Raw genomic sequence first — 13,938 nt, forward strand, 5'->3', positions numbered from 1 at the left:
CATTCTACGCCAGGCTACAGGCTGCGCAGTGCCCCTTCCAGCTGCGGATGACGGAAGGCAAAGCCGTCGGCCAGCAAGCGGCGCGGCGCGACCCTTTGGCCTTCCACCAGCAAGTCGGCCTGCTCGCCCAGCAAGGCTTGCATGACGAAGGCCGGCGTGGGCATGAAGCTGGGGCGGTGCAGCACGGCGCCCGCCACCTGGGCGAAGCGGCGCTGCGCTATGGCTTCCGGCGCGCAGAAGTTGTATGCGCCGCTCACGGCCTGTTCTTCGCTGCGGCGCGCCAGATGGGCGATGCCGCGGATCACGTCGCGCACGTGCACCCACGTGACCCACTGTTTGCCGCTGCCCAGCGGGCCGCCCACGCCGAAACGGACCGGCAAGAGCATCTGCGGCAGCGAACCCTGATGGCCGAAGACGAGGCCAAAGCGCATGCAGCCCACCTGCACGCCATAGCGTTCCGCTTGGCGCGCGGCCGCTTCCCATTCCTGGCACAGCTGCGACATGAAGATGGCTTGCGGTGCGCTCTCCTCCGTCAATTCCGTGTCGTCGCCATGCGGCTGGACGCCGTAGTAGCCGATGGCCGATGCCGACAGCAGCACCCGTGGCTTGTGCTGCGCGCGGGCGATCCACGCCACCAGGTCCTGCGTCAGCGCCACTCTGCTGCGGCGCAGGGCCGCCTTGCGCGCGTCCGTCCAGCGATGCCCGACGATGCGCGCACCGGCCAGGTTGACCACCATGTCGATGCGCTGCGCATCCGACAATGCGTCGAACGACTGGATGCAGCGCACCTGGCCATCAAAGGTCCACGCGGCATGCTTGGGCTGGCGCGTCAGCACCGTCACGGCATGGCCATCGGCCAGCAAGGCGGTCACCAACTGCTGGCCGATGAAACCCGTGGCGCCCGTCACCAGCACGGATTGCGGCGTGCTGGCAAAGCGCAGGTGTTCCTCTTGCTCTGCCGTCTCCTGCACCTTGCGCCGTCCCAGCTGCCACACGGCATACGCGTCGCGCAGGCCGGACAAGCCCACGCCCACGCCGCACAGGGCGAGGAAGACGCTGAGCCAGCCATACGGCTGCCACACGAGGGCCGTCGGCAAGGTCGCCCATTCGCTGCTGTTCAGGGCCAGCAAGGCGATGAAGGCGCCCGCGTTAATCGCCAGCACCGTGTGCGTGACCCGCTCCGTGGCGGGCAGGAGGCGCGTCTGGTCTTCGACGACGAAGTCCCACAGGGTCAATACGATTTCCACGCCAAACACGATGACCAGCACCCAGGCCCAGGCGCCATGCCATTCCCACGCCGCCAGTCCGACGAACAGCAGGCTGTAGATCAGGGCGCGCGTCGCATGGATCGTCAATTCGAGCCGCGCGGACGCCTTTTGCGGCAGCGCTTCCGTGATTTCATGGTGGTAGATGGTGTCGAAGGCGCCCAGGCAGCCTTGCGCCGCCATCAGTTGCAGGGCCAGCAGATGCGTATTCATGGTGTCTCCTTGTGATTTTGCGGTGCGGCCGATTCGCGGAACACGCCCGCCTGGGTGAACGTGGTGCCGAACAGGGCGTGGCGGATCTCGATGCGGATGTTGAACTGCTGCGGCGTCTCGTTGCGGTGGCACAGATAGGTCTTGCCGGGCGTGAGCACGCCCGGCAGCGGCAGGCGCCAGCCGAAAAGATCGAGAAAATAGCCGTCGCTGGTGAAGTGCAGATTGCCGTCCTCGACGTGCAGCACCAGCTTCATGCCCAGGCCCATGCCCACGTATTCGAGCACTTCGCCTTTCGCGCTTTCCGCCATGTAGGACGTGAAGCGGATCGGCGCGCGCCCATGCAGGCGGTAGGTGCGCTGCTTGAAGATGAACGGGCAGCCGGGGCGCGAATAGACTTCGATATCGACGGGGAAGTCGTGATCGTCATGCGGGATCAGAGCGCCATCGATGAAGGGGCGCGTGAGCCAGCCGAGGAATTTCCCCAGGCGCGAGCTGGTCAGTTCACTGAGCTCACCCCGGTAATACAAGGGCAGGCCCGGCGCGGGATTTTTCTCGAAGCGGCGGCGGATATCCGGGTGCAGCGTGCGCCACTGCGCGCCCATCACCTTCTTGAACAGTTCTCCTTCCGAGGGGCCGTTCATGATTTTGCGCGCTTGCCAGCTTTGTCTTCCGGGCTGAGGAACTTGGCCACCTTGCCCCCCATCGACAGCATGCGCTGCAGGGTCGCCGGCGGCAAATTCTTGTAGTCGCTATAGGTGCTGCTGAGCATTTCCAGGAAGGCCAGCACCTCGCCCATGCGTTCCAGGGTGGCCGGTGGAATGGCCGCATCGTGCTCGCCCTCGATCGCGCATTCACGCAGCACCGTCAGCGTGGGATCGATCTCGCGCCGCTTGCGCTCCTCCATGATGACGCGGAAGATTTCCCACACATCCTGCAGGGCGACGAAATGGTCGCGCCGGTCCCCCATCACGTGCGTGACGCGCGCCAGGCCCCAGCTTTGCAATTCCTTCAGGCTGTTGCTGACGTTGGAGCGGGCCACGTTCAGGCTGGCCGCGATGTCTTCCGCCGTCAACGGTTCATTGGCCAGGAACAGCAGCGCGTGGATTTGCGCCACCGTACGGTTGACGCCCCAGCGGGTGCCCATTTCGCCCCAGTGGAGGATGTACTTTTGAGTAGTCGGGCTCAGTTCCATGGCTTTCTCTTATTTCTGTCGTTACAGAAATGTAAGACGAAACAGAAACCGAGTCAAGCCCGATTCGTCAAGACTTTGCGGGTGGCAGGCCCATGGCGCGCAGGAACTGCTGCTGCGAGGCGTGCAGCTGGCCGTAACCGAGTTCGCGGTAGACGAGGCCGTGGCGCGGCGCCAGTTCGGCCAGGATGCGCGCCAACGCCGGGTAGTGGCGGTGATTCCAGGTGGGGAACAGATGGTGCGTCAGGTGCAGGTTCAAGCCGCCGAGCCAATAACCGAGCCAGCGCAGCGCGCGCGGTTTCGGCGTCCAGTCGCAGGCCGTATAAAACGTGTGCTGGTACCAGTCGTGCGGCAGGGTACCGTCCTGGCCCGGCTGGAAGAATTCCACTTCGGCCCAGTGCGTGCCGAGGATCAGCGCCACCAGCGCGCACGAGGCGATCATCTGGCCCAGGAAATACGCGCCCAGCACCACGTTCCAGGCGAGGCCGTGCTGCTGCAGCACCCACATGGGCAGCGCCAGCACCAGCGCCACGTGACCCAGCTTCCAGCCGAGGAACGACAGCCAGCCGCGCCAGCCCTGCAGGCGGCTGTGCGCGGCCACGGGCGTCTTGCCGAAGCGGTCCAGCCAGTCGCCATACCAGTTCAGGTACGGCAGCGACAGGGCCGCCACCACGGGCCAGTACAGGTACTGGTAGCGGTACTGGGGCGACCAGCTTTGGAACGGCGTCTGGCGCAGGAAGGGGTTCGGTTCCGTGTCGAGGTCATAGCCTTCCACGTTCGCATACGTGTGATGAAAGTGCACGTGGCGGATGGTCCAGAAATCCGTGTCCACGCCCACGGGCAAGCCCACCAGGCGTATCAGCACGCGGTTCAGGAAACCGCGGCGGAAGATGGCGCTGTGGGCCGCATCGTGCAGGGTATTCATGGCCAGCGCCATGGCCGCGACCAGGCAAGCGACGTAGCTGGCGACAAACGGCCAGGTGTCGTCGGCATTCAAGGCCAGCGCATACAGGCCCACCGTCAGCGCGGCCAGGAACATGGTTTTCGCATGCAGGCGCGCGTCGCCGAAGCGGTGCCTTCCTTCGTCCGCCAGGTAGGCGTCGGCGCGGGCGCGCAATTCGCGGCGGAAGGCGGAATCGCGGGCGGGCTGGAAGCGCAGCGGCGGCAACGAAGGTACAGGCTGCGTCACGCGCGCGTCCCCGCTGCGGCAGGCAACCACAAGCGGCGCGCGCCATCGAGGCCATGCGCCAGCAGCGCGGCCAGAAACACCATGCCCCATATGTCGCGCGCGCCATACCAGCCCAGGTACAGGGCCGGCATGGCCAGCGCGATGGCCACCCAGGCGATGGCGCCCCAGCGGCGCGCATCGGACAGGCCGCCCAGCGCCAGGGTGCCGCCGAAGATCAGCGCGAACAGGATCGCCTGCTGTGCGCCGGCCAGCACCGCCTCATGGTTGACGTAATAGATCACGAGGCCGAACAGGATCACGCCGCCGATGCCGATGAACAGCTCGGGCACGTGGAAAGTGCAGCGCGACTGCCAGTGGGGAAAGCGCGCGCGCAGCCATGTAAATAGTTTGCCGTTGCTGGCCAGCAGCGGGTTGTGCGTGGGTGTCATGCCCTTCACGCCATAGCGCATTTCCACACCCTCGAGTTCGGGCTGGAAGCTGCCAAACAGCCTGTCCCACAGCAGCAGGGTGCCGCCGAAATTGCGGTTGATGTAGCGTTTATCCGTGCCGTGGTGCACGCGGTGGTGCGAGGGCGTGACCATGAATTTATCGAGGATGCCCGACTTGTTTACCAGCGCATTGTGGTTGTAGAACTGCACCGTGTAATGCAGGGACGAGACGACAAGGAAGATTTCCAGCGGCACGCCCAGCACGGCCAGGATGGCGATGAAGGGGAAATTCGTCAGCGACGAATACCAGGAATTGCGCACGCCCAGCGACAGGTTGAAATGCTCGCCCTGGTGATGCACCACGTGCACGGCCCACAGCAGCGGGATTTTATGGTGCAGCCGGTGCATCCAGTAAAAGCACAGGTCCCAGGCAAAAAACGCGAATATCCACTGCGCCACCACGGGCCACTGGTCGACGACGTGCAGGTTCACATGGCGCAGCAGCAGGGCGAAGGCCGCCACTTCCACGCCGCGAAATACCCACATCAGGATATGGCCGGAATTGAGATTGAAGATCACGTCCTTCCACGGCACGGGTGTCTTGCGTACCCATTTGAGTATCAGCAGTTCGGCCAGCACGAAGGCCAGCATGATCAGGAACGACAGGGCAAATGGATTCATCATGGTGCGGTTTTGATGGAAACGGCGCGGCGGGCAGCCAAGGATACCTGCATTTTCGCCAGCATGCCGCCGGCGATGCCAACAGCCAGGCCGGCGGCCAGGTCGATGCTCACGTGCCGGCGCAGCGCGATGATGGCGTAGCAGATGGCCACGCCCAGCACCAGGGCCAGCGCGGAACGCAGCGGCTGGCGTTTGTCGCACAGGGCCCACACGCACAGCAAGGTCAGGGCACCGTGCAGCGACGGCAGGCAGTTTTGCGTGGAATCCGCCGCCTGCAGCATGCGCAGCGCCTGCGTGCTCCAGGCGCCGCCCTCGCCCACGGGCGGGTAGGCGAGCGTGGTCGGATACAGCAGGAACACCACGCCGCACAGGACGGCGGAAAGCGCCATGGCGCGCGCCAGCCAGCGCACGCGGGCCGCATCGGCCGCCAGGTAGGCGTACGGGATCAGGATGAAGAAAGACAGGTACAGCCAGATGGCAGAGTCGCTGTAGGGAATGGCGCGGTCGATGGCCGTCTCGGGCAGCAGTACCCCCTGTCCTTGCAGCACATCGCTGGAAAAATACACGAGGCCGACGCTGCCCCAGCCGGCCAGCAAGTGCAGCAGGCGGGAATACGGCGTCATGGTGTCTACAGATTTCATGCGGTGGCAAGACGCCGAATGCGGCGCCGTTTCATGGTGGGGTCAAAGGGAGGCAGTTCGCCGCTCGCCGTCCAGGCCAGGCCGCCGGTGGCCACGCCCAGGCCTTGCAGCACCGTTTCAAGATGCGCGCGCAGGGCGGCCAGGCCCGCATCGTCCAGCGCCGCGTGCAGCTGCAGGGCAGCGTCGCCCGTTTGCGCCAGGCGATAATCGGCGTCCAACGGCAAGGCTTGCGCAAACGCGCGCGTCAGCACATCGGCAAACACGGCAACCGGTTCACCGCCGTTCGCCGACGGCAAGGATGGCAAGAGCAGCATATCGTCGCAGCGCCCTTCGATGCCGTCGATGGCGCGCGTGGCGCGGCCGCACGGGCATGGCGTGGCGCGCGCGATCAGGATATCGTCCAGGCGATAGCGCACGATGGGTTGCGTGATGCGCGTAAAGTCCGTAATCACGGGCACGAAGCGCCGCTGTTCTGGATCGAGCCACTGCGGCTCGATGTGCACGTATTCCTCATTCAGATGCAGCACGCCGTGCTCGCAGCTGCTGGCGAGGAAACCTTCCGTGGCCTGGTAGATTTCATGCACGGCGCCGAACGCCTGCACGATCAGCGCGCGGTCCTGCGCTTCCAGCACTTCGGCCACGGAGATGACTTTTTTCGGCGCCAGCGCCAGGCTGCCGTCGATGACGCGGAGCGCCAGTTGGCGCAGCACCTGGGCCGGCGCGACGATGACGGAGGGCCGGTATTGCGCCAGCCGCGCGCACAGCGCGTCGAACGGTTCGAACAGATCGTAAAACGCAAAGGTCAGCCACGGCGAGCGCACGGCCGTGTACAGATTGCTGTTCGCGCGCAGGAACAGCGCCACGCGCTCGCCGGAAAACAGGCCGTCGGGCAGCGCCTTGGCCAGCATCACGCCCGCCCATTGCGCCTTTTCGCGCGGGCTGACGGTAAACACGGCGCGCTTCGACGAGGTACCCGAGGACAGGCCCACCGTGATGTCGCCGACGGCCGACGTGAAGTCGCGGCTATGCTCGGCCGCCATGGCCGCATCCATCGCCTGCGCCAACGTGATTCCTTCGGTATTCATGGCGTCGAAATGCTCGAGCATCAGCGCCTTGTTCATCGTCGGCCACTGCGCCAGCGGCAGGTGGCGGTACGGGGTGAAGTAGCTACTGCGCGCGCACAGCGTGTCGATGAAACGGGCCAGTTGCCGCTGCTGGTAGACGGCCAGCTGCGCGCGGTCCGCAAAGCGCAAGCGGCGCGTACGCCAGTACGACAGCAACAGCCAGACGATACGCTTCACGGGCGGCCCGCCACGGCAATGTAGTCGAGCGTATCTTCATGCGTGATGCGGATCTGCGCATTGCCCGAGCGGTGCAGCTGGTGCAGCCGGTTCAGGGTGGCGTAATACGGCGCGCGCTTGTGCTGGATGATGAACGACAGTTCCGACGGTCCGCGCAGCTGCTGGAAACTTTCCGGCACCCAGGCCGCGTCCGACGCCAGCAGGGTCCAGCCGCCATCCTGCAGCACGAAGGCGCCCAGATGACCGATGGCGTGGCCGGGCAAGTCGACGATGTAGATTTCTCCCGTGCCGCTGACGTCGCGCCCGTACGTGAAGGGCAGCAGGGCCGCCGGCAAGGCCGTCTCTGGCACGCTTTCCACGAAATCCAGGCGGTCGGCAATGTCGGACGGCAGCAGCTCGGGCACGAAGGCCTGGCGCACGGCGGCCACGCCGGACAGGCCGCGCACGGCATCCCAGCCCGTCTTGGACGCCATCAGGCACGCGCCGGGAAAGTCGCGCAGGCCGGCGATATGGTCGGCGTGAAAGTGCGACAGCAGCAGGGTGTGGATATCGCCGGGCGAGACGCCATGGGCGCGCAACTGACCCTGTAGCGACTCGTTCTCGTCGAAGAAAATCGGCGTCACCCACGCATACATGCGGTACACGCCTTTCGACGTGGCGGCGCGGAAGTGTTCGGCGTAACCGGTGTCCCACAGGTACAGGCCCGCGCGCGTCTCGATCAGGTAGGCGCGCGAGGGGAAGCAGCGGCTGGCCAGCCCGCTGCCTTTCAAGACCATGCACGAAGGATGAGTACAGTGGCCGACGCGAAACGCGGTAATCCTAGCCATTGCGCTCCTTGCCCACCTTGTGCGCCGCCGCTTCCTGGCGCATCCACTGCGCCGTGCGGGCGATGCCGTCCTGCAGGCTGACGACGGGACGGTAGCCGAGCACCTTGCGCGCCTTGGCGTTATCGAGCGTCATGTCGAAACTGAGCGCGCCGATGCTGTAGGGCGTCAGCGACGGCTCGCGGCGCGTGAAACGCGAGGCGAACTGCATCAGGCGCGCGACCATCGCCAGCACGCGGTATGGCACGCTGACGATCTCGAACGGCTGCTGCAGATGATCGCAGAACAGGGTGCGCAAGATGTCGCACAGGCGCGCCGGCTCGCCATTCGTGATGTTGAAGGCGGCGCCCGAAGCGATGGTCTTGTGCACGGTGGCCAGCCACATCGCATGCACGACGTTGTCCACATAGGTGACGTCGATGGTAGCCGCGCCGCCATTGGGCAGCGGCAGCTTGCCGCCGCGCTCCTGCAGCACCCTCGCCAGGCGCGGAATCAGGACCTGGTCGTGCGGCCCGAAGATGGCGCGCGGGCGCAGGATCACGCACGTCATGCCGCGCTGGCGGTCGACGCACTCCTGCACCAGCTTTTCCGCCATCGCCTTGCTGCGCGCATAGGCGTTGACGAAGGCGTCGGGACGGAAGGTTTCCGGCACCTCGTAGCGGTTGCGGTAGTCGAAATAGATGGCCGGGGTGGAAATGTGCACGAAGCGCGCCACGTGCAGGCTGGCGGCCGCGCGCAGCAACTGGGCCGTGGCCGTGACGTTGGCGGCGATGAAGTCGCGCTCCGCGCCCCAGGGCGAGGACAGCGCGGCGCAGTGCCAGACGGTGTCCATGCCGCGCACCAGTTCGTCGACCTGGCGCGGCGTCGCCTGCGCCAGGTCGAGCGCGACGAATTGCGCGCCCATGCGTTCGAGTTCGCGGCCCACGGCGGCGTTGCGGCCCGTGGCGCGCACTTCCACGCCCTGCGCCAGCAGGGTGCGCACGGCATTACGCCCCAGCCCGCCCGTCGCTCCCGTGACCAGTATCCGCCTCATCACACCACCTTCACAGGTCAAGTATCATGCCGCCGATGGTCAGGCCAGCGGCCGTGCCCATCATCAGCAAACGCTGGCCTGCCACGGCCCGCCCCGTCATCACCGCCTCGTGCAGGGCGGTGGGCAAGGACGCGGCCACCTGGTTGCCATGCGTTTCAAAGATCTTGATGATTTTAGCATCGGGAACGTCGAGGATGCGCGCCGCATGCGCAAGACCCAATGGGCTGGCCTGGTGCGGCACGACCACGTCGACCTTGTCCAGTCCCGCGCCCGATTCGGCCATCAGTTCCGTCAGGAAATCCGGCATCACCTTGACGGCCAGGCGGAACACGGCCTTGCCATCCATGCGGAACAGGTAGTCGCCCGGTTCGCAGCCGTTGCGCGGATTGCGCTCGGTGCCGCCGCCGCGAATTTCGCAGTAGCGCCGCCCTTCCGGATACGTGCCCATCTTGTAGGCCCGGATGCCGGCGCTGCCGTCGCCCCGCTCGACGATGACGGCGGCGGCGCCGTCGCCAAAGATCATCGACGCTTCCGGCTCGCTCCAGTCGACGCCGCGCGAGGCGAGGTCGGACGAAACGATGGCGATGCGGCGGTAGGCCCCGCCTGCCAGCATGGACGCGGCCACGCGGAAAGCGGCCATGAAGCTGAGGCAGCTGGCGTTGACGTCGAAGCTTTGCGTACCGGGCGGCAAGCCCGCGTGTTCGGCCACGAAGCAGGCCGTGTTCGGCAAGGCCTGCTCGGGCACGCCGCAGGCGCAGATCAGCAAGTCGATGTCGGCCGGACGCAGGCTGGCATTCTTCAGCGCGTCGAGCAGGGCGACGGCGCCCAGCTGGCTTTGCGATTCATCGGGCGCGGCGACAAAGCGCGACAGCACGCCGCTCTTGCGCAAGGTATAGCCGGCCGGGTGGCCCAGTTTCAGGTCCAGGCTGTCGGAAGTGACGCTGTGGACGGGCACGGCTTTGCCCGTCGCGATCAGGCGAACTGGAATCATGTTGGCCTTAAAAAAGTAAAGTAAATACGATTGATGTAGGGTTTATGCGCTAATCGCGTGCCAATGGCGGCAATGCAACGCCGCAGTTCTTGCAGAAATTGGCATCGTCATCGAGCCCTTCTTTCAGGCACGTGGGGCAGGTACGCGTGGTGACCAGCATGGAGCTGCGCTGTACCGTCATTTCCGCGCTGATAATGCCGGTAGGCACTGCCAGGATGCCCCAGCCCAGCAACATCATCAGCGAGGCGATGGTGCGCCCGATGTCGGTCTTCGGCGTGATATCGCCGAAGCCCACGGTGGTCATGGTGCTGATGGCCCAGTATATCGACGTGGGAATACTGCTGTAACCATTCTCCGGCCCTTCCACGACATACATCACAGTACCCAGCAGAAAGACCACCATCATGACAAAAGACAGAAAAATGAGGATCTTGCGCCGGCTGGCCAGCAAGGCCCGCCCCAGCACCGTGTATTCATGCACATACGAGGTGAGCTTGAGGATACGGAACATGCGCAGCAGGCGCAAAATGCGCACGTCGATCAGCACGTGCGCGCCCGGCAGCAGCAAGCCGATGTAGGTCGGCACGATGGCCAGCAAGTCGATGATGCCGAAAAAACTCTTGGCGTAGCGCACCGGATGCTGCAGGCACGCCAGGCGGGCGAAATATTCGATGGTAAATAAAATGGTGAAAAACCATTCGAGCGCCGTCAGCCAGGTGCCGTAGCGCTCGGCCACGGAGGCGACACTGCTGAGCACGACCACCGTCACGCTGATCAGGATGGCGGCGATCAGCAGCAAGTCAAAAGCGCGACCCGTGCGCGTTTCCGCCTCGAAGATGACGGTGTACACCCGCTCGCGCCAGCCCCGCTCGGGCTTGCCAAATTTTTGCTGCGTTTCCTGCGCCGCCAGCTGCTGCGGCGTCAGGGGCGCCGCTCCGCTCTTCGTCGCGGCTTTCATGTGGTTGATATGCTCATATACTATTATTGTATAGATAATTGACAAAGCACGGCGACACGCACTGTTGCGCTACGGCAGCACTACGACAGCTTCTTCGCCAGCAGCACGGCATTGCGCCGGTCGCGCTCGGCCTGCACGATGTCCGTCGTGCGCGCTTCCGACAGGCCCACCGTGTGCAGCACGGTGGCCGTCAGCTGCAGCGCCGACTCCAGCGCCTCGGGCACGACCAGGGTGGCGCCCGCCTGTATCAGGGCCACGGCATGCGCCTCGTCGCGGGCCCGCGCATACACGGGCAGCAGCGGATATTCGCGGCGGATCGATTTCACGGCATGCAGCACGGACGCCGCATGGTCCATCGTCAGCACGACGGCGGCAGCCCGGTCCGCATTGACCTTTTGCAACAATTCCGCGCGCGACGCATCGCCGAAATACACGGGGAAACCGCGCGGATGCAGGGTCGTCACCAGGCGCGCATCGTTTTCAATCGCCACATACGCGATATCCTGCTCCGTCAGCACCTTGGCCAGCAACTGCCCTACCCTGCCGAAACCGGCGATGATGACGGTGCTGCCCTGCGGCGGCAGCGCGCCGTGCGCCAGGTCGGCCAGCTGATGGTGGTGACGCTGTTCCCACCAGTTGCCGAACGCGCGCGCCGCCTTGGCCAGCGCCGGCGTGGCAAACAGGCTCAGGCCCACCACCAGCATGACGAACTGCGCCACTTCCGGAGCGATCAGCTTGGTGCCGAGCGCATACGCGACGACGATGAAGGCGAATTCGCCGCCCTGCCCCAGCAGCACGCCCGTTTCCACGGCGCGCCCCCAGTGAAAGCCGCCGATGCGGAAAATCACGCTGATGACGAGGGTTTTCAAGGCAAACAGGCTCAGCACGGCCAAGGGAATCAGCACGGGCGACTTGAGGATTTCGCGCACGTCGATCTGCATGCCCACGGACATGAAGAACAGGCCCATCAGCAATCCCTTGAAGGGCTCGATCGTCACTTCCACTTCGTGGCGAAATTCCGTTTCCGCCAGCAGCAGGCCGGCCAGCAAAGCGCCCAGCGCCATCGACAGGCCCGCCAGATACGTCAGGCCCGCGATGCCCAGGGTGCTGAGCAGGGTCAATGCCATGAACACGTCGGGCTGGTGCTTCTTGACGAAGAACTGGAACAGCGGGCGGATCACACGGCGTCCCAGCAGATAGATCAGCAGGATGGCGCCGGCCGATTTCACGGCCGCAAAGCTGAGCAGATAGGCCAGGTCGTCGCTGCGCCCGCTGGCGAACACGTCGATCAGGATGAACAGCGGCACCACCATCAAATCCTGGAACATCAAGATGGAAAAGCCCGCCTGGCCGGCCGGCGTCTGCAGCGAACGCTGGTCGGTCAGCAACTGCATCACGACAGCCGTCGACGACAGCGACAGCACCAGGCCCAGCACGATGGACGCTTCCAGCGACAGGCCAAAGTAATACGCCACGCCGCCGATCAGGCAGGCGCTGACGGCCACCTGTCCCACGCCCGCGCCGAATACCCAGCGCCGCAGCGCCCACAGCCGCTCCGTCGACAGTTCCAGGCCAATCATGAACATCAGGAACATCACGCCCAGCTCGGCCAGGCCACTGACCTGCTCGGCACGCACGAACGAGAAATACGTGAGCCACGTGAACTCGCCGGCCCACAGGCCGAAGCCGAAGGGGCCAAACAGGGCGCCGACGGCCAGGAAGCCAAGCACCTGGTTGACTTTCAGGCGTTGCAATAGCGGAATAAAAATCCCGGCCAGGGCGAGAAACAGCAGGGTTTCTCGCAAATACGGTAAGGCGTGTTGCTCTTCCAAGATAGTCCTAACTAAATATCATTCTTGCTGAATTGGCAGTGTCGCATGTGCAGCCACGGCGAAGTAAGCACACACATGACATTTTCCTTTAAGGCAACATAGCCGTTCTCTATTTCGGCGGCGCCAGCATGTCGGCGCGGGGACGGTCCCAGCCCGGCACATAGGCAGGACATGGCCGGCTGCGGAACTGCTGCAATTCGACGGTCGTGAAATTGGGCTGCATGCCGGGATTGAAACGCACGTCCGTCAACTTGTCCGCATTCAACCTGGGCATGCGGGCAAAGCGGAACCAGGCGTCCACATAGCAATTGTCTTCCTGCAAGGCGCGCAAGGCGGCCAGACTGCCCGCCGCCTGGGCCGACACGGCGATGCCGGGCGCCAGTTGCTGCTGCTTCTTGCCCGTCTCGGCCAGCCCGGCCGGGCAGGCAGCGGGCGCCAGCGATGCGGGCAGCAGGCTCAGGGTGCCGCGCCGCAGGGTATACACGTCGGTCTTGCTGTCGAGCGAGACATAGATCCAGCACAGCGGGTTGCTGGGGAATGCCGTCATCGCCACGTCCCACACGCGCGTGCCAGGATCGAGCCGCTGCACGGCTGCCTCGATGCGCGTACGGCCGAGAGCGGAAGCCACGCCCTGCGTGCCGATGAAGGTGGCGGCCAGCGCGAAAGCCAGCAGCAGCGGCCCGCGTTCCCGTTCGCCGGCCCGTCCCTGCAGCACGGCCAGGATCACGCCCAGTCCCAGCAGCACGGCCAGCGAGGCGGGCGCCAGGTAGGTTTTATAGGTGAAGAAACACAGGGCCGCCGCCAGCCCCGCCAGCAGCACGCTTTTGACGATGCCGTAGCGCAAGGACATGATCACGGGCACGCCCAGCAGCACCCAGAACATGGGTTCGACAATGAAGACCATGTCGCCATACAGCCAGCGGCTGTCAAACGGATAAAACGGGTGCAAGCCGTAGGAATTGAGGAAATCCATGCCCATGTGCAAGCAGAATCCCAGCAGCAGACAAGCGGCCAGGCCGATGCGGGCGGGCACGCTTTCCTTGAGCAGCCGGCGCGCGCCCGGCCATAGCAGCCACAGCAAGGCCAGCAAGATCAGCGCCTGCGGCAGGGCCAGCAACAAGGTGTGCGTGTGGCCACGGTGGTGCAGCATGTAGCCGAAGGGGCGCGGCAGCAGCCGGGTCAGCACCAGGTCCAGGTCGGGCGCGTTGCTGGCAAACCAGGCCGTAAACAAAAATAGCGCGCGCCGGGTGCGCTGTGCGGGGGCTTGCGGCTCGGGCGGCAGGCTGCGGTGTACCAGTTCGCCGACCCCGAGGCCGATGACCGAATGCGTAATATTATCCATCGAGCAATTTTACAGGATGCGGCCACCCCAAGAGCAAAGGCTGGGGTCGTA

13 protein-coding genes are annotated in these 13,938 nt (G+C 65.0%); all 13 read right to left on the reverse strand.

Annotated features, from left to right (window positions below; all coding sequences use genetic code 11):
- Window positions 1-14: 14 nt before the first annotated feature.
- A complete protein-coding gene (locus tag BLU39_RS14515) occupies window positions 15-1,478 on the reverse strand; it encodes a TIGR01777 family oxidoreductase (RefSeq protein ID WP_092714073.1) in 1,464 nt (487 codons plus the stop codon).
- Entirely contained in the window at window positions 1,475-2,119 is a 645-nt protein-coding gene (locus tag BLU39_RS14520; RefSeq protein WP_175539307.1) for a DUF4166 domain-containing protein, read from the reverse strand. Before BLU39_RS14520 ends, BLU39_RS14515 begins: the two co-directional genes overlap by 4 nt.
- Window positions 2,116-2,670: a GbsR/MarR family transcriptional regulator gene (locus tag BLU39_RS14525; protein ID WP_092714075.1), complete on the reverse strand. Its 555-nt coding sequence runs from the start codon at window positions 2,668-2,670 to the stop codon at window positions 2,116-2,118. Before BLU39_RS14525 ends, BLU39_RS14520 begins: the two co-directional genes overlap by 4 nt.
- A 67-nt stretch (window positions 2,671-2,737) precedes the next feature.
- Entirely contained in the window at window positions 2,738-3,856 is a 1,119-nt protein-coding gene (locus BLU39_RS14530; RefSeq protein WP_232731197.1) for a fatty acid desaturase family protein, read from the reverse strand.
- Window positions 3,853-4,968 (reverse strand): sterol desaturase family protein, encoded by a 1,116-nt coding sequence (locus tag BLU39_RS14535; RefSeq protein WP_092714079.1) that lies wholly within the window; start codon window positions 4,966-4,968, stop codon window positions 3,853-3,855. Before BLU39_RS14535 ends, BLU39_RS14530 begins: the two co-directional genes overlap by 4 nt.
- Window positions 4,965-5,606 carry a phosphatase PAP2 family protein gene (locus BLU39_RS14540; RefSeq protein ID WP_254788974.1) on the reverse strand — a complete coding sequence of 214 codons (642 nt, stop codon included), beginning with the start codon at window positions 5,604-5,606 and terminating at the stop codon, window positions 4,965-4,967. Before BLU39_RS14540 ends, BLU39_RS14535 begins: the two co-directional genes overlap by 4 nt.
- Window positions 5,603-6,907: a F390 synthetase-related protein gene (locus BLU39_RS14545; RefSeq protein WP_092714084.1), complete on the reverse strand. Its 1,305-nt coding sequence runs from the start codon at window positions 6,905-6,907 to the stop codon at window positions 5,603-5,605. The genes BLU39_RS14540 and BLU39_RS14545 overlap by 4 nt, the downstream gene beginning before the upstream one ends.
- Window positions 6,904-7,734 carry an MBL fold metallo-hydrolase gene (locus tag BLU39_RS14550; RefSeq protein ID WP_175539309.1) on the reverse strand — a complete coding sequence of 277 codons (831 nt, stop codon included), beginning with the start codon at window positions 7,732-7,734 and terminating at the stop codon, window positions 6,904-6,906. Before BLU39_RS14550 ends, BLU39_RS14545 begins: the two co-directional genes overlap by 4 nt.
- The gene (locus tag BLU39_RS14555; RefSeq protein ID WP_092714088.1) at window positions 7,727-8,764 is read right to left on the reverse strand and encodes an NAD-dependent epimerase/dehydratase family protein; all 1,038 of its coding nucleotides are present in this window, start codon (window positions 8,762-8,764) and stop codon (window positions 7,727-7,729) included. Before BLU39_RS14555 ends, BLU39_RS14550 begins: the two co-directional genes overlap by 8 nt.
- Window positions 8,765-8,774: 10 nt before the next feature.
- Window positions 8,775-9,755: a 3-oxoacyl-[acyl-carrier-protein] synthase III C-terminal domain-containing protein gene (locus BLU39_RS14560; protein WP_092714090.1), complete on the reverse strand. Its 981-nt coding sequence runs from the start codon at window positions 9,753-9,755 to the stop codon at window positions 8,775-8,777.
- 49 nt (window positions 9,756-9,804) lie between these two features.
- Window positions 9,805-10,713, reverse strand: coding sequence for an ion transporter (locus BLU39_RS14565; protein WP_092714092.1), 909 nt, complete (start codon window positions 10,711-10,713; stop codon window positions 9,805-9,807).
- 80 nt (window positions 10,714-10,793) lie between these two features.
- A complete protein-coding gene (locus tag BLU39_RS14570; protein WP_092714094.1) occupies window positions 10,794-12,545 on the reverse strand; it encodes a cation:proton antiporter domain-containing protein in 1,752 nt (583 codons plus the stop codon).
- Between the two features lie 109 nt (window positions 12,546-12,654).
- Entirely contained in the window at window positions 12,655-13,887 is a 1,233-nt protein-coding gene (locus BLU39_RS14575) for a metal-dependent hydrolase (protein WP_092714096.1), read from the reverse strand.
- Window positions 13,888-13,938 lie beyond the last annotated feature (51 nt).

The sequence above is a fragment of the Janthinobacterium sp. OK676 genome, from assembly GCF_900103595.1.
GTDB lineage: Bacteria > Pseudomonadota > Gammaproteobacteria > Burkholderiales > Burkholderiaceae_D > Janthinobacterium.